General features: G+C 68.7%; 26 protein-coding genes. 14 read left to right on the top strand and 12 right to left on the bottom strand.

Going from position 1 to position 25,887, the window contains the following annotated elements; translation table 11 throughout:
- The first annotated feature begins 80 nt into the window (after positions 1–80).
- Together EV650_RS33130 and EV650_RS41530 are read left to right on the top strand one after the other, a co-directional pair.
- On the top strand, positions 81–1,772 hold the full coding sequence (locus EV650_RS33130; RefSeq protein WP_202875148.1) for a DUF885 domain-containing protein: 1,692 nt from the start codon (positions 81–83) through the stop codon (positions 1,770–1,772).
- Positions 1,769–2,959: a Maf family nucleotide pyrophosphatase gene (locus EV650_RS41530; protein WP_134123104.1), complete on the top strand. Its 1,191-nt coding sequence runs from the start codon at positions 1,769–1,771 to the stop codon at positions 2,957–2,959. The genes EV650_RS33130 and EV650_RS41530 overlap by 4 nt, the downstream gene beginning before the upstream one ends.
- Before the next feature lie 12 nt (positions 2,960–2,971).
- On the opposite strand, the gene EV650_RS33120 is transcribed toward EV650_RS41530, so the two are convergent.
- Positions 2,972–3,166, bottom strand: a complete 195-nt coding sequence (locus tag EV650_RS33120) for an acyl-CoA carboxylase subunit epsilon (protein ID WP_134123103.1) — start codon at positions 3,164–3,166, stop codon at positions 2,972–2,974.
- The gene (locus EV650_RS33115) at positions 3,163–4,740 is read right to left on the bottom strand and encodes an acyl-CoA carboxylase subunit beta (protein WP_134123102.1); all 1,578 of its coding nucleotides are present in this window, start codon (positions 4,738–4,740) and stop codon (positions 3,163–3,165) included. Before EV650_RS33115 ends, EV650_RS33120 begins: the two co-directional genes overlap by 4 nt.
- 92 nt (positions 4,741–4,832) lie before the next feature.
- On the opposite strand from EV650_RS33115, the gene EV650_RS33110 reads away from it, so the two are divergent.
- On the top strand, positions 4,833–6,740 hold the full coding sequence (locus tag EV650_RS33110) for a hypothetical protein (RefSeq protein WP_134123101.1): 1,908 nt from the start codon (positions 4,833–4,835) through the stop codon (positions 6,738–6,740).
- A gap of 8 nt (positions 6,741–6,748) precedes the next feature.
- On the opposite strand, the gene EV650_RS33105 is transcribed toward EV650_RS33110, so the two are convergent.
- Complete coding sequence (locus EV650_RS33105; RefSeq protein ID WP_134123100.1) at positions 6,749–7,231, bottom strand: SCP2 sterol-binding domain-containing protein; 483 nt, start codon at positions 7,229–7,231, stop codon at positions 6,749–6,751.
- 64 nt (positions 7,232–7,295) lie between these two features.
- Between EV650_RS33105 and EV650_RS33100 the strand changes: the two genes are divergently transcribed.
- From EV650_RS33100 to EV650_RS33090, 3 genes are all read left to right on the top strand, one after another.
- Positions 7,296–7,922 (top strand): TetR/AcrR family transcriptional regulator, encoded by a 627-nt coding sequence (locus EV650_RS33100; RefSeq protein ID WP_134123099.1) that lies wholly within the window; start codon positions 7,296–7,298, stop codon positions 7,920–7,922.
- 121 nt (positions 7,923–8,043) lie between these two features.
- The gene (locus tag EV650_RS33095; protein WP_134123098.1) at positions 8,044–10,671 is read left to right on the top strand and encodes a phosphoenolpyruvate carboxylase; all 2,628 of its coding nucleotides are present in this window, start codon (positions 8,044–8,046) and stop codon (positions 10,669–10,671) included.
- Entirely contained in the window at positions 10,671–11,477 is an 807-nt protein-coding gene (locus tag EV650_RS33090) for a biotin--[acetyl-CoA-carboxylase] ligase (RefSeq protein ID WP_134123097.1), read from the top strand. Before EV650_RS33095 ends, EV650_RS33090 begins: the two co-directional genes overlap by 1 nt.
- Here EV650_RS33090 and EV650_RS40785 read toward each other — a convergent pair.
- Genes EV650_RS40785 through EV650_RS33080 form a run of 3 tightly spaced genes read right to left on the bottom strand, consistent with a single transcriptional unit; the run spans position 11,463 to position 13,306 of the window.
- Positions 11,463–11,759 carry an MOSC domain-containing protein gene (locus EV650_RS40785; RefSeq protein WP_202875146.1) on the bottom strand — a complete coding sequence of 99 codons (297 nt, stop codon included), beginning with the start codon at positions 11,757–11,759 and terminating at the stop codon, positions 11,463–11,465. The two genes, EV650_RS33090 and EV650_RS40785, sit on opposite strands and share 15 nt — an antisense overlap.
- A 48-nt stretch (positions 11,760–11,807) precedes the next feature.
- Positions 11,808–11,915, bottom strand: a complete 108-nt coding sequence (locus EV650_RS41585; RefSeq protein ID WP_439648821.1) for an MFS transporter small subunit — start codon at positions 11,913–11,915, stop codon at positions 11,808–11,810.
- On the bottom strand, positions 11,912–13,306 hold the full coding sequence (locus tag EV650_RS33080; protein WP_134123096.1) for an OFA family MFS transporter: 1,395 nt from the start codon (positions 13,304–13,306) through the stop codon (positions 11,912–11,914). The genes EV650_RS41585 and EV650_RS33080 overlap by 4 nt, the downstream gene beginning before the upstream one ends.
- A gap of 151 nt (positions 13,307–13,457) precedes the next feature.
- On the opposite strand from EV650_RS33080, the gene EV650_RS33075 reads away from it, so the two are divergent.
- Positions 13,458–14,090 carry a PH domain-containing protein gene (locus tag EV650_RS33075; protein ID WP_134123095.1) on the top strand — a complete coding sequence of 211 codons (633 nt, stop codon included), beginning with the start codon at positions 13,458–13,460 and terminating at the stop codon, positions 14,088–14,090.
- On the opposite strand, the gene EV650_RS33070 is transcribed toward EV650_RS33075, so the two are convergent.
- On the bottom strand, positions 14,087–15,298 hold the full coding sequence (locus EV650_RS33070; RefSeq protein WP_134123094.1) for a GNAT family N-acetyltransferase: 1,212 nt from the start codon (positions 15,296–15,298) through the stop codon (positions 14,087–14,089). The two genes, EV650_RS33075 and EV650_RS33070, sit on opposite strands and share 4 nt — an antisense overlap.
- A gap of 76 nt (positions 15,299–15,374) precedes the next feature.
- Here EV650_RS33070 and EV650_RS33065 point away from each other — a divergent pair, with 76 nt between their 5' ends.
- Entirely contained in the window at positions 15,375–16,286 is a 912-nt protein-coding gene (locus EV650_RS33065; RefSeq protein WP_166678368.1) for a hypothetical protein, read from the top strand.
- A gap of 42 nt (positions 16,287–16,328) precedes the next feature.
- Here EV650_RS33065 and EV650_RS33060 read toward each other — a convergent pair whose 3' ends face one another.
- From EV650_RS33060 to EV650_RS33050, 3 genes are all read right to left on the bottom strand, one after another.
- Positions 16,329–16,547 carry a hypothetical protein gene (locus tag EV650_RS33060; RefSeq protein ID WP_134123093.1) on the bottom strand — a complete coding sequence of 73 codons (219 nt, stop codon included), beginning with the start codon at positions 16,545–16,547 and terminating at the stop codon, positions 16,329–16,331.
- 104 nt (positions 16,548–16,651) lie between these two features.
- Complete coding sequence (locus EV650_RS33055) at positions 16,652–17,158, bottom strand: YddI family membrane protein (RefSeq protein WP_166678367.1); 507 nt, start codon at positions 17,156–17,158, stop codon at positions 16,652–16,654.
- 76 nt (positions 17,159–17,234) lie between these two features.
- A complete protein-coding gene (locus EV650_RS33050) occupies positions 17,235–17,795 on the bottom strand; it encodes a GtrA family protein (RefSeq protein ID WP_134123091.1) in 561 nt (186 codons plus the stop codon).
- A 99-nt stretch (positions 17,796–17,894) separates the two neighbouring features.
- Here EV650_RS33050 and EV650_RS33045 point away from each other — a divergent pair, with 99 nt between their 5' ends.
- The 3 genes from EV650_RS33045 to EV650_RS33035 all read left to right on the top strand — a co-directional run bounded on the left by EV650_RS33045 (position 17,895) and on the right by EV650_RS33035 (position 20,873).
- Positions 17,895–19,067 carry a 5-(carboxyamino)imidazole ribonucleotide synthase gene (locus EV650_RS33045; RefSeq protein ID WP_134123090.1) on the top strand — a complete coding sequence of 391 codons (1,173 nt, stop codon included), beginning with the start codon at positions 17,895–17,897 and terminating at the stop codon, positions 19,065–19,067.
- Between the two features lie 9 nt (positions 19,068–19,076).
- The gene (gene purE, locus EV650_RS33040) at positions 19,077–19,577 is read left to right on the top strand and encodes a 5-(carboxyamino)imidazole ribonucleotide mutase (protein ID WP_134123089.1); all 501 of its coding nucleotides are present in this window, start codon (positions 19,077–19,079) and stop codon (positions 19,575–19,577) included.
- Positions 19,578–19,652: 75 nt separating this feature from the next.
- Entirely contained in the window at positions 19,653–20,873 is a 1,221-nt protein-coding gene (locus EV650_RS33035; protein ID WP_134123088.1) for an MFS transporter, read from the top strand.
- Here EV650_RS33035 and EV650_RS33030 read toward each other — a convergent pair.
- Positions 20,870–22,207, bottom strand: coding sequence for a UDP-glucose dehydrogenase family protein (locus tag EV650_RS33030; RefSeq protein ID WP_134123087.1), 1,338 nt, complete (start codon positions 22,205–22,207; stop codon positions 20,870–20,872). The two genes, EV650_RS33035 and EV650_RS33030, sit on opposite strands and share 4 nt — an antisense overlap.
- A gap of 124 nt (positions 22,208–22,331) precedes the next feature.
- Here EV650_RS33030 and EV650_RS33025 point away from each other — a divergent pair, with 124 nt between their 5' ends.
- Positions 22,332–23,495 (top strand): acyl-CoA dehydrogenase family protein, encoded by a 1,164-nt coding sequence (locus EV650_RS33025; protein WP_134123086.1) that lies wholly within the window; start codon positions 22,332–22,334, stop codon positions 23,493–23,495.
- A gap of 85 nt (positions 23,496–23,580) precedes the next feature.
- Positions 23,581–24,333: a polyphosphate--glucose phosphotransferase gene (gene ppgK, locus EV650_RS33020; protein ID WP_134123085.1), complete on the top strand. Its 753-nt coding sequence runs from the start codon at positions 23,581–23,583 to the stop codon at positions 24,331–24,333.
- 28 nt (positions 24,334–24,361) lie between these two features.
- Here the strand turns inward: ppgK and EV650_RS33015 are convergent, their stop codons facing one another.
- A complete protein-coding gene (locus EV650_RS33015) occupies positions 24,362–25,225 on the bottom strand; it encodes a deoxyribonuclease IV (RefSeq protein ID WP_166678366.1) in 864 nt (287 codons plus the stop codon).
- A gap of 59 nt (positions 25,226–25,284) precedes the next feature.
- Here EV650_RS33015 and EV650_RS33010 point away from each other — a divergent pair, with 59 nt between their 5' ends.
- Positions 25,285–25,863 carry a TetR/AcrR family transcriptional regulator gene (locus tag EV650_RS33010; RefSeq protein WP_134123083.1) on the top strand — a complete coding sequence of 193 codons (579 nt, stop codon included), beginning with the start codon at positions 25,285–25,287 and terminating at the stop codon, positions 25,861–25,863.
- The last annotated feature ends 24 nt before the right edge of the window (positions 25,864–25,887 follow it).

Here is a 25,887-nt window from a genome sequence, read left to right as displayed (position 1 = left end):
CTGTGCGTCAAAAGCAACGGCCACAGTATCGGCAACAAACAGGTCAGTATCGTCCGCCCCTGGGCGGTAGGGTCGCCCCTGTGACTGATGCCCGTACACCGAACAGTCCGATCGACCAGCTGGCTGAACGGCACCTCGAGCAGGAGATCGTGCTCGACCCGCTGCTGGCCACCGAGCTGGGGATCGCCGGCCACGACCACGAGCTGCCGGACTTCACGCCGGCCGGGTTCGAGGCGCGGATCGAACACACCCGGCAGTCCCTCGCGGCGGCGCGGTCGACCGAGCCCGCGAGCCCGCGGGAAGAGGTCGCCAAGGACGCGTTCGTGGAGCGGCTCGGGCTGGAGCTCGAGTCCTACGAGGCCGGCGTACCGCAGCATCAGCTGAACGCGATCGCATCGGTCCCGGCGGCGCTGCGGCAGGTGTTCGACCTGATGGCGACCGACACCGAGCAGGACTGGGAGACGGTCGCGATCCGGCTCAACCAGCTCGGTACGACGCTCGACGGGTACCGCGACACGCTGCTCGAGCAGGCCGCGGAAGGCCGGATCTCCGCCGTCCGGCAGGTGAACGGGCTGGCTGAGCGGATCGCCAGCTGGACCGGCGCCGACGGCGACGACTTCTTCGCCGGCCTCGCCGCGCAGGCGCCGGACGGTGCGGTGAAGCCGACGGTCGAGGCCGCGGCCGCATCGGCACGGAAGGCCTTCGACCAGTTCGGCGCCTGGCTGACCACCGACCTCGCGCCCCGGGCGCCGGAGCGGGACGCGTGCGGCCGAGAGGTGTACGAGCTCGCCTCGCGCAGTTTCCTCGGTGCGGCGATCGACCTCGAGGAGACGTACGCCTGGGGTTGGGCCGAGCTGGCCCGGATCGAGGCCGACATGCAGGCGATCGCGGCCGACCTGAACGGCGGCGACCGGAACATCGAGGCGACCGCCGCACTGCTGGACAACGACCCGGCGCGCACGATCCAAGGCAAGGACGCGTTCCGGGACTGGATGCAGCAGCTGTCCGACGCGGCCGTCGCCGAGCTGGGCGGGACGCACTTCGACATCGCCGACGAGATCCGCACGCTGGAGTGCATGATCGCCCCGACCTCGGACGGCGCGATCTACTACACGCAGCCGAGCGAGGACTTGACCAGCAGGCCGGGCCGGATGTGGTGGGCGGTGCCGAGCGGCGTCGAAACGTTCGCTACCTGGCGCGAGGTCACCACCGTGTACCACGAGGGCGTGCCCGGGCATCACCTCCAGGTCGCCCAGACGATGCTGCGGACCGACCTGCTGAACCGCTGGCAGCGGATCGCCTGCTGGGTCTCCGGTCACGGCGAGGGCTGGGCGCTGTACGCCGAACGTCTGATGGAGGAGCTGGGATACCTCGAGGATCCGGGCGCGCGGTTCGGCATGCTGGACGCGCAGGGCTTCCGGGCGGCGCGGGTCATCGTCGACATCGGCATGCACCTCGAGCTGGAGGTCCCGCGGGACAACCCGTTCGGCTGGCGGCCGGGCGAGCGGTGGAACGCCGACCTCGGGTTCGAGTTCCTGCGGGCACACAGCAGGATGGAGACCGAGTTCCTGCGGGCCGAGCTGAACCGGTACCTCGGGTGGCCCGGGCAAGCGCCGTCGTACAAAGTCGGTGAGCGGATCTGGCTGCAGGCGCGGGAGGAAGCCAAGCAGCGCAAGGGATCCGCGTTCGATCTGCGAGCGTTCCATCGGGACGCGCTCAACCTCGGATCGATCGGCCTCGACCCGCTGCGCCGGGCGCTGGCGAAGCTATGAGTGTCCGTCTCGTCCTCGCGTCGGCGTCGCCGGCGCGACTGCAGACCTTGCGCAGTGCGGGCGTCGAGCCGGAGGTGATCGTCTCCGGCGTCGACGAGGACAACATCACCGCGGAGAGTCCCGGTGAGCTCGCCCGTCTGCTGGCCACGCTGAAGGCTCGCGCGGTGGTCGCGAACCTGACCGACCACGGAACCGTCCTCGGCTGCGACTCGGTCCTCGAGTTCGACGGTGTCGCCTACGGCAAACCCGGTACGCCGGACGTGGCCCGCGAACGCCTGCGGGCGATGCGCGGCAGGACCGGCGTACTGCACACCGGGCACTGCCTGATCGACACCAACGCGAAGCAGGAGTTGCGCGAACTCGAGTCCACCAAGGTCTTCTTCGCCGACCTCACCGACGCCGAGATCGACGCGTACGTCGCCACCGGCGAACCGCTCGTCGTGGCCGGCTCCTTCACCGTCGACGGACTCGGTGGCCCGTTCGTCACCGGCGTCGAAGGCGATTACCACAACGTCGTCGGGCTGTCCCTTCCGCTACTTCGCCGCATGCTCGCCCAGGTCGATATCGCCTGGCCGGAGCTGTGGAAGACCACGTCGACGTACACCTATGACGAGGACGTTGCCTACAGCTACGACGACACGCGCGGCGGTCTGCCCCGAGCCCAGGCTGCGGCCGCGGCGGTCGATTCGCTGCTGCCCAAGGGCGGTCGGGTCCTGGAGCTCGCCGTCGGGACAGGCATCGTCGGCGCCGAATTGGTTGCTCTTGGCAACTTAGTGCACGGCGTCGACCTCTCGCCGGCGATGCTCCAGCACGCGCGGCTGCGTTTGCCGGGCCACGTGCTGGCGGCGGACGCCGCGACGTTGCCGGTCGCGGACCGCCGCTGCGACGCGGTGGTGGCCATCTGGCTGCTCCACCTCCTCGACGACAGCGAGCCGGTGATCGCCGAGGTCGCCCGCGTACTGCGAACCGACGGCGTCTTCATCACCACCACGGAGAAAACCGACGCCAGCCGCTACGCCGACGGCCGTGTCCCCACCGACGCCCGCTCCCAAGACGCCCTGTCCCACCTGGTCGCGACAGCCGCCCGCCACGGCCTCGTCCTGGACGGTGCCACCACCTTCCCCGGCCCAACCCGCAACACCGGCCAGACCCCCCTCTACACCCTGACCCGCTTCCGCCGCACCTGACTCCAGGCCCGGTTAAGGGTGAGCGGACGCGCGCCACTGGCCCGGGCCTGGGTGGAACGGCGTACGGGCGTTGCGCCAGTACGTCGCCCAGTTGCTGGCGCGCTCCGGATCCGCAGCAGGAGCAGGTGCCGCCGCGCGGGCCGCGATGACGGTGATGAGAGCGGCTAGCTCCTCCGGCGTCGGGTCGCCTTTGACGATCTTGATCACAGTGGGATGTTCCCATGCTTCTTCGGGGGCAGGGTGTCGCGTTTGGTGCGGAGCAAGCGGAGGGCGCGGATGATCTCCGGGCGGGTTTCGCTCGGCTTGATGACCGCGTCGATGTAACCGCGCTCGGCCGCGATGTACGGGTTGGCCAGGTGGTCCTCGTACTCGGTAATCAGCTCCTGGCGGCGGGTCTCGACGTCCTCGGCCGCGGCGAGTTCGCGGCGGTGCAGGATGTTGACCGCGCCCTGGGCCCCCATCACCGCGATCTGCGCGGTCGGCCAGGCGATGTTCATGTCGGCGCCGAGGTGCTTCGAGCCCATCACGTCGTACGCGCCGCCGTAGGCCTTGCGGGTGATGACGGTGATCATCGGCACGGTCGCCTCGGCGTACGCGTAGATCAGCTTGGCGCCGCGGCGGATGATGCCGTTCCACTCCTGGTCGGTGCCGGGCAGGAACCCGGGGACGTCGACGAAGGTCAGGATCGGCAGGTTGAACGCGTCGCAGGTCCGGACGAACCGGGCCGCTTTCTCGGACGCGTCGATGTCGAGGGTGCCGGCGAACTGCATCGGCTGGTTCGCGACCACGCCGACCGGACGGCCCTCGACCCGGCCGAAGCCGACGATGATGTTCGGCGCGAACAGCGCGTGCACCTCGAGGAAGTCGCCGTCGTCGACGACCGTCTCGATCGCGGTGTGCATGTCGTACGGCTGGTTCGGCGAGTCCGGGATCAGGGTGTCGAGCGCGAGGTCCGTCTCGGTCAGCTCCAGGTCGGCCGGGGCGTCGTACACCGGCGGGTCCTCGAGGTTGTTCTGCGGGAGGTGACCGACCAGCGCCTTGACCCACTCGATCGCGTCCTCCTCGTCGCTGCCGAGGTAGTGCGCGTTGCCGGACTTGGTGTTGTGCGTGCGGGCGCCGCCGAGCTCTTCCTGGCTGACGTCCTCACCGGTGACGGTCTTGATCACGTCGGGGCCGGTGATGAACATGTACGACGACTCGTCGACCATGACCGTGAAGTCGGTGACCGCGGGGGAGTAGACCGCGCCGCCGGCACACGGGCCCATGATCAGCGAGATCTGCGGGATCACGCCGGACGCGCGGACGTTGCGGCGGAAGATCTCGCCGTACAGGCCGAGGCTGACCACGCCCTCCTGGATCCGGGCGCCGCCGGAGTCGTTGATGCCGATCAGCGGGCAGCCGATCTTCATCGCCAGGTCCATCACCTTGACGATCTTCTCGCCGAACACCTCGCCCAGCGAACCGCCGAAGACGGTGAAGTCCTGGGCGAACACGCACACCTGACGGCCGTCGATGGTGCCGAACCCGGTCACCACGCCGTCGCCGTACGGGCGATTGGCGTCCAGGCCGAAGCTGGTCGACCGGTGCCGGGCGAACTCGTCCAGCTCGGAGAAGGAACCCTCGTCCAGCAGCAGCGTGATCCGCTCGCGGGCGGTCTTCTTGCCCCGCGCATGCTGCTTCTCCACCGCCCGCTCCGACCCGGCGTGCACGGCATCGTCGAGCCGGTGCTCGAGGTCCGCGACCTTCCCGGCGGTGGTGTGGATGTTCACGGTCTCTCCCATGAACGCGCAGCCTACGCGCCAGTACGCCGCCTCGCCTGTGACGCCCGCCGCAACGGGCCGATCTGAACCCGGTCGCCGGTAGGTTGCGGTCCGTGGCGGATCCGACTGTCGAACTCCTCGTCCAACGGGTCGTCCAGTTCGTCGAGCACGACACCGGCCGCCGGTGCCGCGCGAGGACCGATGAGCTGCTAGCCGGGCTGTCGCCGACCGAGGAACACCTGCTCGATCGGCTCGCGAACAACCTCGATGTCCCGGCGCGACTGGCGCCGAGCCGTAGTGCGGTGCTCGCGCGGGACCCGTGGCAGCTGGATCCGGACGATACCGAGCCCGCCGACGACGCCTTCGAGGAGGCGTACGACGAGCGGCCCGCCATCCGGGTCCTGCTGACCGAGATGGTCGCCCGGGCCGCGAACCGGCTCGAGCCTCAGGGCTCGGTGCCGGAATCGGCCGACCAGGAGCAGCGCGACCGGCTCGGCTGGGCGGTGAGCAGGGCGTACGCCGAGTCCGCGGTGTCGGAGTTGCCTCGGCACGTGTTCACCAACGGCCGGCGGGACGATCTCGGCGTGTTCGCGCAGCCGGTCCTCGAAGGCGATGTCTCGGCCGCGCGGGCGCTCGCGTTCGCCGTCGGTGTGCGGTTCAGTCAGACGGACAAGGACGTTCTCCGCGAGCTCGTCGCCGCCGGCCGTGGCGCGGTTGCGCCGACCGTCGCCGGCAAACTGCTGGACCGTGACCCCGGCTTCGCGACGCTGCCCGGCGGCCGGCAGCAGGAGGCCGTCGTCCGGCTGGCCGCCCAACGGCTCGAGGCGAACTTCGCGTCGCGCGACCCGCGGGAGGCACGGGAACGTGAACTGACCGAGATCGTCGAGAACCGGCGCGACGACATCGCCGGCGGCGCCACCTCGGTCGACGAGATGAACTCGTGGGCCACCGATCAGGTGCATAAGCTCCACGAGTTCCTGGCCCAGCATCCCGGGACGGAGGCGTCGCCGTACGCCCCGGATCGGGCCGCGAACCTGTACGAGCAGGCGCAGCGGATCCAGCTCGCCGTTCACGAACTGACCGGCACGCAGCAGTCATTGTGGGACGGCGACGTACCGTCCCCGGAGACAGTCGGCCGACAGACCGAATACGCGCTTCGACTCACCCAGGACGAGGCACTGGCGGTGCGGGACCTGACCGCGGACGGCACGGACGGTCCGCTGTCACCGGAGCGGGCGGCGACGGCGAGCCAGGGCATCCAGAAGATCGCCACGCAGTACGTGCGGTTGGCGGTTCCGTACGGCTACAACGGGCGGAACGAAGCCGCGGCCGATTCGGTCGCACCGCGATTCATCGCGCTGCAGAACGCGGTCGCCAACGCGCTCGCCGAGGATCACCTCGACGACATCATCGAGCGGACAGTGCCGGCCCAGGCGGCGGAGCAGTTGCGTACGACGGAACCGGCGTACCGGGACTCCGAATACGCGCCGGCCGCGCGGGCGTTCGCGCAGGCGGTCGATGCGGCCAAGGGGACCGAGTTCCCGAACGAGACGCTGCGGAGGATGGCCGGCCAGGGGCGGGCCGGCATCGCGATGGCCGCCGCGCACCGGCTGGTGTCCGGCTCCGGAGTCTCGCCGCATGAACAGCCGTTCGCCGCCCGGATCATCGCGGACACCATCGACCAGTACTTCGACGACCTCCCGGAACAAGTGGAGAGATGGCGCGGCGGCGGTTACACCGGCCTGGCCGCCCAGGAGGTCAACGATGGCGCCGGGTACGGCGAGTACCTGGCCCGGCTAAGCCTCGAGATCGTCAAGACCTACGAAGAGAGTCCTGGCGATGCGCAGCGCGACTCGGCGGAGGCCGACCGGAAGGCGGGTCGTCAGAGCGCCGCCGCGAGGTTCGCGCCGGGGCATGATCCGGCCGCGACGACGTTCGCCAGTGTCAAGATCCCGACTCCGGCCCCCGATGCGAACGGGCGGACCGCCACCGACCAGTCCGGCAAGACTCTTGACCGCTGAGCGGTGGATCAGGCGGGGCCGACGGCGAAGAGTTTGGTCAGGCGGGCTGCCTGGGCTAGGTCGCCGCGGACCGAGAGGCGTTGTTTGAGGACCGCGAGGACCGGGTCCTCGTTGCCGGTGACGATGCGGAGCAGGGTGGTCGGGTCGGTGCGGATCGAGATGTCCGCGATCCCCGGGTGTGTGAGGAGGACCGTGCAGCGGCCGTCGTGGACGCGGATCCAGTACTCGTCGACCGCGTCCGGGCGACCGGCCCCGCCCGCGCCGGTGATCTGCCAGCTGATCACAGCGTCGAACCCGGCGGCCCGGGCGGGTCGGAGGTACTCCGGCATCCGGCGAAAGATCTCGCGCAACGCGACCTCTCGTACTCCCCCGATGAGACGATGCCGGAGCTCCCGCTCCGACGTCCGGTCGACCAACCGGGCGAGCTCGCTCGCATCCAGGGTGGCGATGCCCTCGGACTCGAGCCAGCCTGCGCTGCCTCGCTCGGTCATCAACCACCCCCGCGGCTTTCCTACCGGACTGTAGGAATTTCCTACGATGCGGTAGGTTTGTCAAGTGGTCGACAGTCCCGAGAAGCGCAGCCGGGCAGCGCACCTCGGGCCCGAGCGCCGGCGGCCGATGATCCTGGACGCGGCCCTCGAAGTCTTCTCAGCGAACGGCTATCCCGGTACGACGATGCAGTCCGTCGCGGACGCCGCCGGTGTCACCAAACCCGTCGTCTACGACAGCTTCGCGAACCGTGACGAGCTCCTGCTGGCCCTGCTCGCCCGCGAGGAGCAGCATCTGGTCGTCTCGATCGTCGCGGCACTCCCCGCGAACCCGAGCGTCGGCACCCCCGAGGAGCACGTCCTCGAGGGCCTGACCGCCTTCCTCACTGCGGTCGCGAAACAACCGCAGTCCTGGCGGATCGTCTTCGGCGCGCAGTACGGCGCTGCGCCGGTCGTCGCCGAGCGGGTCCGGGCGGCCCGCGCGTTCCTGGTCGAGAGCCTGCGACTGACCCTGCTCAAGTCCCTGCCAGGCGTCACCGATCCCGACGCGAATCTCCCGGTTCTCGCCGAGATGCTGGCCGCGATGACCGAGGCCAGCGCCCGGATGCTCGTGGTCGACGGCACCGACCGCAGCCCGGCCGAGCTGGCCAGAACCGTCTCCCAGGTCGTCGGCGGCGGCTTCGGCAATGTCTGACCGACGTACTGCTCGACATCTGATCGACATACTGTGAAGTAGCTGTGCGGACGGTCACGATCGGCTTCCAGTGGGCGGACTCTGCGGCATCCGCGGGCGTCCGCCGATAGGGTGGGCGAACGTGACCGAGACCGGTAATGAAACCCGTACCCGCGCGCGGTTCGAGGTGCCTGAAGAACTCAGGGCCGACGTCCGCCTGCTCGGCGAGATCCTGGGCAAGGTTCTGCTCGAGTACGCCGGTCAGCCGCTGCTCGACGACGTCGAGAAACTGCGCGAGCTGACCATCGCCGGTGACGGCGCCGCGGCCGAGCAACTAGTCGCCTCGTGGCCGCACGAGCGGGCGGAAGACGTCGCCCGGGCCTTCACCTGCTACTTCCACCTGACCAACCTGAGCGAGGAACTGCACCGCGCCCGGGTACTGCGGGAGCGCGACCGGGCCGGCAGTGAGGCAGTGGTGTCCGAGCTGGCCCAGGCCGTCGAGCAGATCACCCGCGACAGCGGCGAGCAGCAGGCCCGCGCGCTGCTGAACGGGCTGGAGTTCCGCCCGGTGCTGACTGCCCACCCGACCGAGGCCCGGCGCCGCGCCGTACTCGCGACGATCCGGCGGATCTCGTCGCTGCTGGACGAGCGCCACGACCCGCGGGCCGGTGACAGCGACCTGGCCGAGAACCGGCGCCGCCTGGTCGAGCAGGTCGACGTTCTCTGGCGTACGTCGCAACTCCGGACCAGCCGGCCCTCTCCGCTGGACGAGGTCCGGTCGGCGATGGCCGTCTTCGAAGAGACCCTGTTCGATGTCGTGGGCAACGTCTACCGCCGCCTCGACGACGCGCTCGCCGGTGACGCGGCCGGGACGCGGACGCCGGTGGTGGCGCCGTTCGTGCACCTGGGCTCATGGATCGGCGGCGACCGGGACGGCAACCCGAACGTCACCGCCGCGATCACCCGGGAGGCCATGCAGATCCAGGCCGACCACGTCCTCCGGGCGCTGGAGCAGGCCACCGAAAAACTCGGCCGTGCGCTGACCCTGGACGCCGGGACCACTCCGCCGTCCGCTCCGGTCCGCCGCATCCTGGAGGACGCCCGGGCGGTCAACCCCGAGCTGATCGGGGACATCGAGAGCCGTTCACCGTCCGAGCCGCACCGACAGCTTCTGCTGCTCGCGGCGCGCCGTCTGGCCGCCACGCGCGCCCGCGACGCCGACTTCGGTTACCCGCGGGCCGCGGACTACCTGCACGAGCTCAAGGTGCTGCAGGACTCTCTGGTCACAGCCGGCGCACCACGCCAGGCGTTCGGCGAGCTGCAGCAACTCATCTGGCAGGTGCAGTCGTTCGGCTTCCACCTGGCCGAGCTGGAGATCCGTCAGCACTCCTCGGTGCACGCCAAGGCGCTGGAAGAGGTGCTGGGCGGTGGCGAGCTGTCCGACCAGACAGAGGAAGTGCTGGCGACGCTCCGGGTGATCGGTCAGATCCAGCAACGCTTCGGCCCCGACGCCTGCCGCCGGTACGTCGTGTCGTTCACCCGCAACGCCGGCGACCTGGCTGCCGTCTACGAGCTGGCCGACGCCGCGCTGGACGGGCGTCCGATCGAGCTGGACGTCGTACCGCTGTTCGAGACCGGTGAGGACCTGCAGAACTCGGTGGAGGTGCTGGACAACGCGATCCAGCTGACCCGGGTACGGCACCGGCTCACCGCCAACGACCGGCGCTTCGAGGTCATGCTCGGGTACTCCGACTCCGCGAAGGACGTCGGTCCGGTGTCGGCGACGCTGGCGCTGTACGACGCGCAGGCGCGGATCACCGCGTGGGCGCAGCGGAACGCGATCCGGCTGACCCTGTTCCACGGGCGGGGTGGCGCGCTGGGTCGCGGCGGTGGTCCGGCGAACCGCGCCGTACTTGCGCAGGCCCCTGGGTCGGTGGCCGGTCGGTTCAAGCTGACCGAGCAGGGTGAGGCGATCCCGGCACGGTACGGCAACAGGGCTATCGCGCAGCGGCACATCGAGCAGGTGACGGCGGCAACGCTGCTGGCGTCCACTCCGGCGATCGAGGAGCGGGCCGTGGCGGCCGCCGAGCGGTTCTCGGTGATGGAGAAGACGCTCGACGAGGCCGCGCGTACGGCGTACCACGGGCTGGTGAAGGCGGACGGGTTCGCAGAGTGGTTCGGCCGAGTGACTCCGTTGGAGGAGCTGGGTCAGCTGCCCCTCGGGTCGCGTCCGGCCCGGCGTGGTGTGGCGGTGTCGTCGCTGGAGGACCTGCGGGCGATCCCGTGGGTGTTCGCCTGGTCGCAGGCGCGGGTGAACGCACCTGGTTGGTACGGCCTTGGTACGGCGCTTGCCGCGGTCGGGGACGTCGCACTGCTGCGGGAGGCGAACCAGAACTGGCCGCTGTTCCAGGTGATGCTGGAGAACGCGGAGATGTCGCTGGCGAAGACCGACCGGCGCATCCTCGGCCGCTACCTGGAGCTGGGCGACCGGCCGGAGCTGACGCAGCGGATGCTCGACGAGCACGCGCTCACGACCGAGTGGGTGCTCAAGGTGCTCGACCAGGACCGGCTGCTGCAGGCGCGGCGCGTACTGGGCCGTGCGGTCGAGCTGCGCAATCCGTACGTCGACGCGCTGAGCTACCTGCAGTTGCGGGCACTGCGGACACTGCGTACCGACGACTCGCTCGACGAGGCGCAGATCGTCAGGACTCGGCGCCTGCTGCTGTTGACCGTCTCGGGTGTTGCCGCCGGCCTGCAGAACACCGGCTGATGTTCAGCGACCTGGAGCGGCCCCCGCTGGACGAGAAGTTCCTGCGGGGGCGCCTGGTGCGTCCCGGTGCGCTGTGGACGCGGCTCGACGTACTCACGGAGACGCCGTCGACCAACGCGGTCGTGGCGGCTGCGGCGGCCACTGGTCAGCCAGAGGGGCTTGTGGTCGCTGCGGAGTACCAGTCGTCCGGTCGTGGGCGGCTGGGGCGGACGTGGACCACTCCGCCACGGTCTGCACTGCTCATGTCTGTTCTGCTGCGTCCGGTGACTGTTGAGGCTGCACGGTGGCCGTGGCTCGGTTTGCTGGTCCCGCTGGCCGTTGCTGCTGCTGTGCGTGCGGTTGCTGAAGTGCCGGCGCAGGTGAAGTGGCCGAACGACGTACTGGTCGAGAACCGCAAGCTGGCGGGCATCCTGCTCGAGCGGATCGAGGGACCGGCCGCGATCGTCGGCATCGGCCTCAACGTCACGCTCCACGAGTCGGAGAAGCCACACGAGGCCGCAACCTCACTCGCGTTGGAGAAGGCGGTGACCACGAACCGGGCGACCGTCATGACAGCGGTACTGCGTGAGCTCGCCGCGCGCTACCGCACTTGGGTCGATGCGGCCGGCGATCCGGACACGATCCTCCCGGAGTACCGCGAGCTGTCCGCGACCCTCGGCCAGTCGGTCCGCGTAGAACTACCGGACGGCACCTTCCTAGAAGGCAAAGCCCGAGACCTAGCCGACGACGGCCGCCTCATCGTCGACACCCCCGACGGCCCCCGCCCACTGGCAGCCGGAGACGTCACCCACCTACGCCCGGCGTGACGCCTCGCCGATAGTCGGCCCGTCGTCCGGCCGATGCACGACGAGGATCCGGTTGCCGGCGCGGACCGAACCCGTCTCCAGCACCTTGAGGTAGGCGCCGAGCGCCTTGTCCGGGCCGCCGTGGTACCGGGTGTCGCACTGCCGGTCGCCGACCAGCCCGAGCTCACCGACGTCGACCGGCCCACGCACCGGCCGCTTGTCGATCGCCGTCCACCGAGTCGGCCCACGAATCACCTCGTGCACAACGTTGACCGCGAGCAGGCGGGCGAGCACGTCAGTCATGGGACTATCGTGCCGCCGCCTGCGTCGTCGTACTTGATCGTTTTCGCTTTATTCCGTGAAGAGCTTTGCTGCGGTGATCAGGGTTTCGATGACGCCGTACCCGAGGAGGACGGCGACCAGGAGCCAGGAGATCACCAGGCGCGGGGTCTGGTTCATTGCGCTGCCTCCACTGTGGAATCGGCCTTCTCGTGGAATCGTTCGGCGACCGAGCGGATCAGCAGGTTGGCGACGAAGCCGACCGCCAGTACGCCGACCATCGTGAACAGCGCCGGCCGGTACGCCGACGCGGTGAGCGTGCCCGGTTTGCCTTCGTGGTCGAGGAATCCGTTGATGATGAGCGGCCCGGCGATCCCGGCAGCCGACCACGCGGTCAGCAGCCGGCCGTGGATCGCGCCGACCTGATACGTCCCGAACAGATCCCGCAGGTACGCCGGAACCGTCGCGAACCCGCCGCCGTAGAACGAGATGATGATCGCGGCGAGCAGGACGAAGACCACTGTGCTGGTGTGGCCGACCGTGGCGAGCAGGGCGTACGCGATGATCCCGACGCCGAGGTACATCGCGTAGATCGGCTTCCGGCCGATCACGTCCGACGTCGTCGACCAGCCGAACCGCCCGGCCATGTTGAAGATCGACAGCAGCCCGACGAACCCGGCCGCCGCCGCGACCGCGACCGTCGACTTGCCGCCGTCACCCCGGAAGAAGTCCTGGATCATCGGGCTGGCCTGCTCGAGGATGCCAATACCCGCGGTCACGTTGCAGAACAGCACGATCCACAGGAACCAGAATTGCGGCGTCTTGATCGCGTTCGCCGCCGACACGTTGGCCGTGGTGACCAGGGCCTTCTGCTTGACCGCGGCCGAATCGAACCCGTCCGGTGCCCAGCCGTCGGCAGGCACGCGAATGTTGAACACCCCGAACATCATGATCACGAAGTAGCCGATGCCCAGCGTGACGAACAACCCGACGAGCGCACCGCCGTTGGCCACTGAGGTGCTGACGTTCGGGTCGTAGCCGGAGTCGTAGAGGCTGAGCAGCTGCCGGGACAACGGGCTCGCGACGAGCGCGCCGCCGCCGAACCCCATGATCGCCAGACCGGTCGCGAGGCCAGGGCGGTCCGGGAACCACTTGATCAGCGTGGATACGGGGGAGATGTACCCGATACCCAGGCCGATCCCGCCGATCACGCCGTACCCGAGGTAGACCAGCCAGAGCTGGCCGGTGCCGATGCCGAGCGCGCCGACCAGGAAGCCGGTGGCCCAGAAACAGGCGGACACGAACATCGCCTTGCGCGGGCCGTTGCGTTCGACCCAGGTGCCGCCGACGGCGGCGGACAGACCGAGCATCACGATCGCGATGCTGAACACCACGCCGACCGCGGTCTGACTGCTGCCGAAGTGCTTCACCATCGAGGTCTTGTAGACGCTGGTCGCGTACGCCTGCCCGATGCACAGGTGGACGGCCAGCGCGGCCGGCGGGATCAGCCAGCGGCTGTACCCCGGCGGCGCGATCGTGTGCTCCCGATCGAGTATCGACAAGACTGCCATCACGGCTCCTTCTCGTCCCCCAGCTGATAACCCCTCGCGCATCTTGGCTCACTGTATGCAGTTTGTGAAGTGTTAAACCTCTTTGTCACCCGATCGGACCCGATCGTGTCGCGGGGGGACAACCGAACCTGGGACCTGTGAGACTGGGGGTATGGCGATCTCGGCGAAGTTGTTGGGTGAGGACGAGTACGTCGTCGTCAGCACCCGGACGCACTGGAAGGCGCTGATCGGGCCGGTGCTCCTGCTGCTGGTGGTGGCGGGTGCGGGTGGTTTCCTGGCCGCGATCGTGCCGTCCGGGTCGATGCAGACCGCGGCGCGGATCGCGATCCTGGCGGTCGGTGTGGTGATCCTGGCGACGTTCGCGCTGAAGCCGTTCCTGAACTGGTTCTTCTCGACGTACACGATCACCAACCGGCGGCTGATCACCCGGCACGGCATCCTCACCCGGACCGGCCGGGACATCCCGCTGATGCGGATCAACGACGTCTCCTACGAGCACGGGCTGATCGACCGCATCCTCGGCTGCGGCACGCTGCACATCGAGTCAGCCGGCGAGCGCGGCCAGGTCGTGCTCCCCGACGTACCGCACGTCGAGCACGTCCACCTGCAGATGTCCGACCTGCTGTTCGGCGGCCCCGAAGGCAAGCCCGGCGACGGCATCCTCGCCGACGAAGACCCGCCCGAGCACATGCGCCGCCGCCCCACCCCGCAACAAGAGCAACCGCAACGGCAGCAGCAGCCCCGCGCCGACGACGGCGAAACCCTCTTCAGCTCAGACGACTAGAAGATCTCCAGGCTGGCCGGGGCGACCGGCCAACCGAAGGCTGCGGTTGTTTGGTTGAGGGTGCCGGGGGTTTGCTCGGTGACTCGGCCGGTTGCGGCGAATTCGGTGAGCGGGCGGCCGCCCAGGTAGACCGCGCCCAGCTCGGTGATCGAGAGGGCCAGGTCGGCGGGGGCGTCGGTGCGTTCGCAGGTGACTGTGTCGCCGTCGGCGGTCAGGTGGAAGTGGCCGGTGTTCGACTGGATGAGGTCGTCGGTCACGTCGAGTACGACGTTGATCGGTACGACGTACCGGCGCCCTTGAAGAGCACGCGGTACGTCGGTGATGCGGAGCCAGAGCGATTCGTTAAGCCGACGGTCGAGGGCTGTCGGGGTGCTGACCAGCTGCTGGAGCGGTTCGTCGACGGCGGCGTACCCGTAGCTGAGCTTGGCGCTCAGGTCCATCGTCAGCAGGTGCTGCCAGAGAGCCCGGTACGCCGTGGGGTCCGGGGCGACCAGCTCTTCGAGGTTGACCTCGTTGGCCGGACCGGTCGCGGTCCAGTTCATCTTGCCGCGCCAGAGCGCGTACCCGTCGATGGTGCCGGCTTCGTCCCGGTGCACCAGGATCTGGCGGGCGAGCCGCCCGTTGCGCTCATCCGGCTTGTCCTGCAGGTGTTTCTGCCAGCCGAGATCCGATCGGCCGGAGACCCCGGGCCGCTGGGCTTGCAGTCGTCGCAGGAGCGGTGGCAGTTCCTTCAGTGCGTCGTCCACGGTCAGCTCGCCGAGCTCGCCCGGACGGATCCGTTCGTTGGTCGGGCCAACGCGGTGCAGCTCGATCTCGTATCCGATGCCCCAGGCGGCACCGGCGTACCCGAAGCGGCCGTAGATGGCGGACTCGCTGGCCCACAGGACCGCGATCGCCTCCGGCACCTCGCGCAGTTGCCGCCCGATCAGCGAGGACATCACTCCGCGTCGGCGATGCGTCGCCCGTACGCCGACCCCGGTCACGTGGGCCGCGTCGACCACGGCACCCGGGACGGACAGCTCGCGCGTCAACGCCCGGGTGGTCCCGATCACCTCGCCGCCGTCGACCGCGACCAGCGTCCGCTCCGGCTCGAACAGCTGCCGCCCGAGATCGTCGGGCGTCGCGTCGAACATCATCGCCCCGCCGAACACAGCCTGGACCGCCTCGAACTCGGCCGCTTCCGCCGTACGCACCTCGATATCGCTCACGTTCGCATCCTCACACGCGAAGCTGGCATAACCAATGACCTCGCGAGAGCATCTAGCCAGCTAAGGGGTGGTGCAAATGATCAAGATCCTCGGGACGACGACAGCGGCCCTGCTGTTGGCGGCAGGCCTGGTCCCTGGAACAGCGGCGGCAAAGCCGAGCGCGACGGCGGCAGTGGGGGGCTGCGCGGTGGCGATCGGATCGGTGACGGCTGGGGGCGACCACAGGGAGCAGGGCGCCTTCGCGGGGGCGCCGCCGACGGCCCCGGCCAGCCGGATTCTCGGGAAGGCGGTGTATCCCGATGGAGCGGTCCGGATCAGCTCGTCGATGTCGCGGGGCGACGACGGGATCAGCATCGCCTTCGTATCGGGCTACAGCGTCCTCGGGGACGCGCTCTACTTCGCCCAGTACTCGACCGGTGACGACGGCGTCATCGACGGCGGGGTGAAGCGGATCGGCGGCGGCTGGGGGACCTTCGTCTTCCTCGATGAGACGGCGTACTACGACAAGGTGCTCCGGCACAACACGTATGGACTCCGCAACGACGGCACGCTGTTCCGCTGGACTCTCGACAGCAACGGCGTCTGGCGGAGCAAGGTGTCCGCGCCCGGATTCGCCTCGGTCAAGTCGATGGCGCTGATCAGCTCGACCAAGACCTACGACACGTTCCTCGCGAACACTCGCGGCGGTGCGCTGTACACGATCCACATCCCAACCACTGCGCCGATGAAGCCGATCGTCAAGCAGGTACGCACTAAGACTTGGCAGGGCTTCGAGACGTTGCTCGCGCAGCAGTGCGGCCAGTACGGCACGGTCCTGCTCGGCATCGACCGGGACACCCACGCCGGCTACCTGTATGCCCTCGGGCACGCAACCGGCGCGACCACCGTCATCCAGTCGTTCGGCAAGGTCCCCGCGAGCTTCACCGACCCGGTCTACTTCCACTACACCGACGGCAACGCCACCTGGAAGCCGCCGTTCGGAGAGTGACGACGGCGCCACCCCGGACCGGGGTGGCGCCGCCGCCGGCGATTACTTGATGAAAAGGAGCCAATCGCCGGCCGGCCGGGTCCGGCAGCTGTAGTCCCAGCCCTCGCGCTGGTAGGTCTGCCCGGCATCGATGCACTGGAACTTCGTCGGGTAGACGCCGACCTCGACCCAGTCAGCGGCCTGAGCCGGGGTGGCGACGCCGAGTAGGGCGGTGGCCGCGAGGCCGGCGGTGAGAACTACTGCTGCTGCACGCTTGCGCATGGATGATCCCTTCAGTGGGGCGAACCTCAGGACGCTCAGAGCATCCTGTGAAGTTCTCATCGATACAAGCGATTTCGGATGTCTGTTACCAGACAGCTCCGTTATCAGACAGCTTCGACGTCGTCCACGAGCCAGTGGCCGGCGACCAGTTGGAGCGTGAGCTGCACGCGGGTGCGCTGGACGCTCGGGGTCGTCGCGCCCTTTGTCGTCGTGGTGGTGTCGACGAACAGGAGCACGTGCGCCGTGGTGGCGGTCGCATCCTTGACCGCGGCGTCCGTGACCGCGGCCTTGGCGACGGCCTGCTGACTCAGCTGCTGCGGCTTGATCGCGGCCACTGTCTTCGCGAACTCGGCGCCGAACTTCTCCGTCGTGACCTTCTTGGTCGCCGCCGCGTAGTCGTTGAGCTTCCGGTAGTCGTAGCTGAAGAGAACGCCGACATCGGACTGCGCAGCGGCCAGAACGTCCTTGCGTACCTCGGCCCCCGGCCCGGCGGCGTCGAGTTTGCTCTGCAGGTCGTCGGCGCGCTTGAGCTGCGTCTTCGCGTCGGCCCGCACGACGCTGACGGCCACGGTTCCGGCGACGATTGCGCCCACCAGCAGCACAGCCAGCACGATGCTGACGACAACTGCCGGATGGAAACGCGAACGCGTCTGCCGGGGTGGAGTGGAGGTCATCGACCAGCCGGGGTCAGCGGACCGCGGGCAGATCTCCGGTCGACTCCGTGTCGAGGTCGGCCGGGGAGTCCGGGGTCGGGGTGTGCTCGACCTCGTCGAGGGCGAGCTCCTCCTTGAAGACGAACTTGCGGTACGACCAGAAGCGGAACAGGGTGCCGAGTCCGAGGCCGACGAAGTTCGCGGCGATGTTGTCCGACAGCCAGCTGTGCATGTCGAGCACGTACCGCGAGAAGGCCAGGCAGCCGGCCGCGATCAGCAGGCCGATCCCGTTCAGTACGAAGAACAGCACGTACTCACGGTGCAGTCCGCTGCGCTCCCGGTGCCGCCACGTCCAGTACCGGTTGCCGAAGTACGTCACGATGGTGGCGACCGTGGTGGAGATCAGCTTTGCGGTCAGCGGCTTGTGGTGCAGCATGCCTTCGCCCGAGTCCGCGAGGACCAGTGGGTTGTTGAAGACCAGCCAGTTGTAGATCGGCAGGTCCACGACCAGACCGAGCAGACCGACCAGACCGAACTTGGCCACTTCGTGCACCAAGTGCTGGAACTGGCGGTACAGCGTGGTGACGAGCTTCAACGGTCTTCGGAACCTTCTGTGATCACTTCGCGACGGGAGGGGCAGCCTCCCACGGTACCCGGCGACCGGTCCCACCCCGAAATCGCTAGGCTCACAGCTGTGAAGTTCTCTCGATCAGACCTTCCAGCGGGCACTCCGGTTGTCGGCATGGTCGGCGGCGGCCAGCTGGCCCGGATGACGCAGGAAACGGCCATCGCTCTCGGCATCCAGCTGCGCGTGCTCGCCGAGGGCGAGACCGTCTCAGCAGCGCAGGCGGTCGCGGACGCGCCAGTCGGCGACTACAAGGACCTCGAGACGGTACGCCGCTTTGCCGCCGAGTGTGACGTGGTCACGTTCGACCACGAGCACGTCCCGACCGACCTCCTGCACGCCCTCGAGGCGGACGGATTGAAGGTCTACCCCGGCCCGGACGCGCTGGTGCACGCCCAGGACAAGGCCGTCATGCGGGCCCGGCTGGACACCTTCGACGCTCCGTCACCGGCCCACCAGGTGGTCGAGACACCGGCCGACGTCGCGGACTTCGCCAAGCGGGTCGGCGGATTCCCGATCATCCTCAAGACCACCCGTGGCGGGTACGACGGCAAGGGTGTCTGGTTCGTCGACGGACCGGACGACTCGCAGATCGCGACTGCGTTCGGCAGCGCCGTACCGATCCTGGCCGAGGAGAAGGTGGACTTCGTCCGCGAGTTGTCCGCGATCGTGGCGCGCTCGCCGCACGGACAGGCGGTCGCGTACCCGATCGTCGAGTCGGTGCAGAAGGACGGCATCTGCGTCGAGGTCACCGCGCCCGCGCCGGGTCTCGCGCCGGAGAAGGCTGCGCAGGCGCAGCAGACCGCGCTGCGGATCGCCGGTGAGCTCGGCGTCGTCGGCGTACTCGCGGTCGAGATGTTCGAGGCGCGGGACGGGCGGTTGCTGGTCAACGAGCTGGCGATGCGTCCGCACAACACCGGGCACTGGTCGATCGACGGCGCGGTCACGTCCCAGTTCGAGAACCACCTGCGCGCCGTACTCGATCTGCCGCTCGGTTCGCCGTCCGCGCGAGCGCCGTACACCGTGATGGTCAACGTGCTCGGCGGGGACGTCGAGGACATGCACCGCGGCCTGCTGCACTGTATGGCCCGCGATCCGGGGCTGAAGGTCCACTTCTACGGGAAGTCGGTGAAGCCGGGGCGCAAGGTCGGCCACGTCACGGCGTACGGCTCCTCGTTGGAGGAGACGCGCGAGCGGGCGCGGCACGCGGCGGCTTATCTGACCGGCACGATCGACGAATAGGACTTGCTGATGATTGGCATCGTGATGGGGTCGGACTCGGACTGGCCGACGATGAAGGCGGCGGCGGAGGTGTGTGCCGAGTTCGACGTGCCTTTTGAGGCAGACGTGATCTCCGCGCACCGGATGCCGGCCGAGATGCTCGACTACGGACGGTCAGCGCACGAGCGGGGGCTGAAGGTGCTCATCGCCGGCGCCGGCGGGGCCGCACATCTGCCCGGGATGCTCGCCGCGGTGACTCCGCTGCCGGTGATCGGCGTACCGGTTCCGCTGAAATACCTCGACGGAATGGACTCGTTGCTGTCGATCGTGCAGATGCCGGCCGGAGTGCCGGTTGCGACGGTGTCGATCGGGAATGCTCGGAATGCGGGGTTGCTGGCGGTGCGGATCCTGGCCGCCTCGGACGAGAAGTTGCGGGACCGGATGATCGCGTTCCAGGAGTCCTTGGCCGACTTGGCCCGGGCCAAGGGCGCTACTGTGCGTGACGGCGCGGCAGAGCTGCGTAAAGGCTGACGTCGTCACTGGTTTTCCAGACTGGGGGGCGGGTAGTCATGAGGTCCCATTGCTTGTCGTCTAAGGTCGTCGATCGTGACTCCGCCCACTGAACCGGATACGCAGCGCATACCGGTCCGCTATTGGATCTGGTTGTTCGGCGCCGCGGTGTCCCTGCTCGGTGACCTGACGATGACGTTCGCCATCGGCTGGTCGGCCAGCCAGCACGGCGGTCGCACCGCCGGTCTCATCCTGCTCCTCGCCGCCGCCCCGCGGGCCGCGCTTCTCCTGGTCGGCGGCGCGATCGGCGATCGGTACGGCGCTCCTCGCGTGCTGCTGCTGAGCTGTATCGCGATGTTCCTGGTGACCCTGGCCCTGGTCCCCGCAACTCTGGCCGCCGGAGAGCCGATCTGGCTGCTGGTCATCCTCGCTCTCGTGGTCGGCGTGATCGACGCCTTCTTCCTTCCGTCGTCCCGCTCGATGCCCCGCCTTCTTGTCCCGCCGCAGCAGGTCCCGCGTGCGCTCGCGAGCTTTCAGGTCACCGGCGTCGTCTTCGCCGTCACCGGCACCGCGGTCGGCGGCGTCCTGGTCAGCTGGGCCGGCCTGACCGCCGCCGGTGGTTTCGATGCGTTGACCTTCGGCGTGATGATCGTCGTACTGATCCTGCTGCGGAAGACGATCGCGCCTCCCGGCCGGATGCCGTCGGGCATGTTCCGGTCGATCCTCACCGGTATCCAGGTCGTCTTCGGGCGGCCGCTTACGCGCGCACTGCTGATCACGATGACCGTCGCGGCTGGTCTGCTGATGCCCTTGGACGCGTTGCTGTTTCCGCTGCTGGCTCGCTCACATGGATGGAATGCCGCGACGGCCGGTCTGCTCGTTGCCAGCCGAAGCCTTGGCGTCGGCGTGATCGCGTTGCGCATCCTGATGCGGGGAGCGTTTCCGCGGCCGGGCATCTTCGCTGCTCTTGGACTGCTTGTGGCCGCGGTTGGGCTGCTCGGGCTTTCGGTGCTCGATCCGTTGCCGCTGACGTTCGCGGCCGGTGTGCTGAGCGGGATCGGCGTCGGGACGTTCACGGGTCACGTGCTGCCGCTGTTGATGAACTCGGTGGAGCGTGAGTTCCAGTCCCGTCTGCAGTCCATCGTCGTACTCGCCCAGAGCCTCGCTCTGGTGGTGATGAACCCGGTGCTCGGCGGCCTCGCCGACATGCACGGGGTGGGCATCACCGGTGTGTGCCTTGGCATCTCGATCGCCGCGGCACTCACCGGCGTCGTCGTACTGACCCGTCCTGTCCTGCGGTCGGCGACAGTCGTCTAGGGCTTGCCGGGGGCGCGGTAGATCCAGCCGGCTGCCCGCCACGCGTCGGCGTTGAGGTTGAGGCGGGCATCGATGACGACCGGGTTGTTTACGAACCCGCGCAGCGTGGCGGGGTCAAGTTCGCGGAACTCGGGCCACTCGGTCAGGTGCAGTACGGCGTGCGCGTCGCGGCTGGCCTCGAGGGCGGTCGGGGCGTAGCGCAGCGTCGGACGGACCCGGCGAGCGTTCTCCATCGCCTCCGGGTCGTAGACGGTGACGTTCGCGCCGTGCAGCTGGATCCGGCCGGCCACGTCGAGGGCGGGCGAGTCGCGAACGTCGTCCGTACCGGCCTTGAACGCGGCGCCGAGGACGGTGACGTTCTTGCCGACCCAGTCGCCGCCGAGCATCTCGTGGGTCAGGTCAACGATTCCGGCCCGCCGGCGCTGGTTGATGTCGTCGACCTCGCGCAGCAGCGTGATGACCTCCTCGACGCCGAGCTCGCCGGCCCGGTGCATGAACGCCCGCAGGTCCTTCGGCAGGCAGCCGCCGCCGTACCCCGGTCCGGCGTTGAGGGCGCCGCGGCCGATCCGCTTGTCGTACCCGAGCGCGTCGGCCAGCTGGGTGACGTCCGCGCCGCTCGCGTCGGCCATCTCCGCGAGCGCGTTGATGAACGAGATCTTCGTGGCCAGGAAGGCATTCGCGCCACCCTTGACCAGCTCCGCGGTGGGCAGGTTGCAGACGACGACCGGCGAACCCTCGCTGATCGGGGTCGCGAACACCTCGCGCAGCCGGGCCTCGGCGGCCCCGGACTGGACGCCGAACACGAGCCGGTCCGGGTGCAGCGTGTCGTCCACGCCGTGCGCCTCGCGGAGGAACTCGGGCTGCCAGGCGATCTCGACACCCGTGCCGGCCGGGGCCTCGGCGTGGAAGCGGCTCTCGACCTTCTTCGACGTACCGACCGGGACCGTGGAGCGGCCCACGACCAGGGTCGGCTTGGTCAGCAGCGGCGCCAGCATGTCCACGACCGAGTTGACCTGGGCCAGGTCGGCCGCCTCGCTGCCCTCGAGCTGCGGGGTGCCGACGCAGATGAAGTACACGTCGGCCCAGTCGCCGATCTCGCGGTAGTCCTTGGTGAACCGCAGCCGGCCGGAGTCGACGTGCTTCTTCAGCAGCGGGTCCAGCCCGGGCTCGTACAGCGGGGCCTTGCCGTCGTTCAGCAGCTTCAGCCGGTGCTCGTCGATCTCGACCCCGATCACGTCGAAACCGAACTCGGCCATCCCCGCCGCGGTGTTCGCACCGAGGTAGTTGGTGCCGATCACGGCGATCCGCAGCGGGCGGGAGGTCGCTTCACTCATGTCGGGGACTCTACCCATCGTGGTTATCAGCCGGTGACCGGCTCATGTCTGGAGAGTGCGCTCTTGCTCACTTTCGGCGTACGACGTCCTCCGTTCGCGGAATGTTCGTCGTACTGTGTGACTCGTGAGTAACTCATTCGAGCTGTACGCGCTGTCGGAGGAGCACGAGGCGATCCGCGAGGCCGTTCGCGACGTCTGCGATGCCAAGGTGGCCCCGCACGCGGGGGACGTCGACGAGCTGGCCGAGTTCCCGAAGGCGTCGTACGACGCGCTGAAGGCCTCGGACTTCCACGCGCCGCACATCCCGGAGCAGTACGGCGGCGCCGGCGCGGACGCGCTCGCGACGGTGATCGTGATCGAGGAGGTCGCCCGGGCCTGCGCCTCGACCTCGCTGATCCCGGCCGTGAACAAGCTCGGCTCACTGCCGCTGCTGCTGTCCGGCTCGGAAGAGGTCAAGCAGCGCTACCTGCCGCCGGTCGCGGCGGGTGACTCGATGTTCTCCTACTGCCTGTCCGAGCCGGAGGCGGGTTCGGACGCGGCCTCGATGAAGACGCGGGCTGTGGCTGACGGCTCGGATTACGTGCTGAACGGCGTCAAGCGGTGGATCACCAACGCCGGGGTTTCGGACTTCTACACGGTCTTCGCGGTGACGGATCCTTCAGCGCGATCGAAGGGGATTTCGGCCTTCGTGGTCGAGAAGTCCGATGACGGCGTGTCCTTCGGTGCACCGGAGAAGAAGCTCGGCATCAAGGGTTCGCCGACGCGCGAGGTGTACTTCGACAACGTCCGGATCCCGGCTTCACGTCTGATCGGGGACCCTGGAACCGGCTTCGGTACGGCGATGGCGACGCTGGACCACACTCGGGTGACGATCGCGGCGCAGGCGCTCGGGATCGCGCAGGGGGCGCTCGACTACGCGCTCGGGTACGTCAAGGAGCGCAAGCAGTTCGGCAAGGCGATCGCGGAGTTCCAGGGCCTGCAGTTCATGCTCGCCGACATGGGCATGAAGATCGAGGCGGCTCGGCAGCTCACGTACGCGGCGGCCGCTCGCTCTGAGCGCGGTGACTCCGACCTCACGTACTTCGGGGCCGCAGCGAAGTGCTTCGCCTCCGACGTGGCGATGGCCGTAACGACCGACGCAGTACAACTGCTCGGGGGCTACGGGTACACCCACGACTACCCAGTCGAACGCATGATGCGAGACGCCAAAATCACCCAAATCTACGAAGGCACCAACCAGGTCCAACGCATCGTCATGGCGAGGCAGCTGCTGAAGGGCCTGAACTAACAGCCCGCGCGGTGCTACGCGCGGCTCCTTCGTCGCCGTGCTGCGCGTTCCAACTGCGGGCGAGAGGAGAGATCAGGTGCCTACGATGAGGACGTCGACCGCTTTCGGGGTCGACATCGGCGGCAGCGGGATCAAGGGCGCCGTCGTCGACCTGGAGACGGGCGACTTGGCCACGGAGCGGGTGAAGTACCTGACGCCCGACCCGTCCACCCCAGAGCCCGTCGCCGAGGTCGTGGCCCGGCTGGTCAAGGAGGCGGGGTGGACCGGTGAGCTTGGTGCGACGTTCCCGGCCGTGATCAAGAACGGGGTGGCCAAGACCGCAGCGAACGTCGACAAGAGCTGGATCGGGACCGACGTCGACAAGGTTTTCACCGACATCACCCACTGCGACGTCACGGTGCTCAACGACGCCGACGCGGCCGGCATCGCCGAGGCCCGGTTCGGCGCGGCCAAGGGCGTCGACGGCGTGGTCATCCTGCTCACCTTCGGCACCGGCATCGGCAGCGCACTGCTGCTCGACGGCCGGCTCGTGCCCAACACCGAACTCGGTCACCTCGAGCTGGACGGGTACGACGCGGAGAAGAAGGCCTCCTCGGCGGCGAAGGACAGCGAGGGCTTGTCGTTCAAACAGTGGGCCAAGCGGGTGCAGCGATACCTTCGGCACGTGGAGAACCTGTTCACCCCCGACCTGTTCGTGGTTGGCGGCGGGATCAGCAAGCACGCCGACAAGTGGGTGCCGCTGCTGGAGATCTCCACCCCGGTGAAGCCGGCTCAGCTGCTCAACAACGCCGGCATCGTCGGTGCGGCGATGGCCGCGCACGAGAAGTTCACGGAATAACCAACTACAACCCCACTGGCTCTGATCGTCAGGCTGGGATCGGGTCGCCCGAGGATGTCTGACCGGCGGCTCGGAGGTTCTTGAGCAGGGCTACATCGCGGCTGTGGGTCGGGGTCTCGACGAGCAAGGGGACGCCGCGCAAGGCGGTCGTCGACAGTAGTGCTTCGGCTCCGGCCGGGCCGATCGTGCCGCGGCCGATCGACTCGTGGCGGTCGCGGTGGGACCCGGCTGGATCGCGGCTGTCGTTGACGTGGATCAGGCCGATCCGATCCGGGCCGAGAGCGGCGGAGATCTTGCCGACCGCCCGCGCGATCGCGACCGGATCGATCATGTCCTCGCCGGCGGCATGCAGGTGGCAGGTGTCCAGGCACAGCCCGATCCGCTCGTCGTCCAGCGCGAGCATGTACTGGATGGTGCTGTCGATCGTGGAGGCCATCGCCTCACCGGCACCGGAGGTTGGCTCGATCAACAGTCGCACGCTCGACGCGGCGCGGTCGACGATGGGTGCGACCAGATCGTGCAGGCCGGCGAGCACCGCCGTACGGCGACCTCTGGCGACCAGCGACCCGGCGTGGACCACGACTGCCTCCGCGCCGATCTCGGTCGCTCGCTGAAAGGTCGTCTCGAGGGCGGCCAGTGATCGAGCCAGGACCAGCTCCGAGGGTGAGCCGAGATTGATCAGGTGGGCCGCGTGCATGACGACCGGCAGCTGCCGATCGGCACAGGCCGCCCGAAATGCCTCATCAGCGGCCGGGTCGGGCGCCCGTTGCGCCCAGCTGCGCGGATTCCCAGCGAACAGCTGAATGATCTCGGCGCCGATCTCGCTCGCCTCGCCGAGCCCGACCTTCACCAGACCACCGGCCACGGCGACATGAGAACCGATCAGCGACACCGTCACCCTCCCGTTTCGACTTATTGACTTCAGGGTACACAAGTCTCTACCGTGGCGGTATGGCAAGGGGTAGGCCGATGAAGTTCGAGGCCGAGGAGGTCGTCGACAAGGCGGTCGAGGTGTTCTGGCGGCAAGGGTTCGCCGCGACCACCCCGCAGAACCTGGTCGACGAGCTCGGCATCGGCAAAGGCAGCCTCTACAACACCTTCAAGAGCAAGCATCACCTGTTCGAACTGTCGCTGCGCCGGTACAGCGCGAAGCGCGTCGCTGCGCTGACCGAAGGGCTCGAGGGGCCGGGACCGGTCCTGCCGAGATTGCGCGAGGCGATGCGGACGCTGGCGGGCATCGGCGATCACCGGTTCGGCTGCCTGATCGTGAACTCCGTCGCCGAGCTCGGCAGCGCCGACGAGGGTGTCGCCGCGGTGGCCAAGGAGTTGTTCGGCCAGATCGAGAAGGCGTTCCGGTCCGCGATCGAACGTGGGCGGGCCGGCGGAGAGATCACCTCCCGCAACCGCCCGGCCGCCGACTCGGCCGGCGCACTGCTGGCCGCGGTGATCGGCACCAGCGTGCTGGCCAAGACCGGCAGCGATCCGGCCGACCTGAACCGCACCCTCGACGCCGCCCTCCAAGCCATCTGAGCCGACAACGGGTTCGGCGTGCAG

Source organism: Kribbella kalugense (genome assembly GCF_004365875.1).
Lineage (GTDB): Bacteria > Actinomycetota > Actinomycetes > Propionibacteriales > Kribbellaceae > Kribbella > Kribbella kalugense.
The sequence above is the reverse complement of the archived record's forward strand: the minus strand, read 5'-3'. Positions and strand labels throughout refer to the sequence as shown.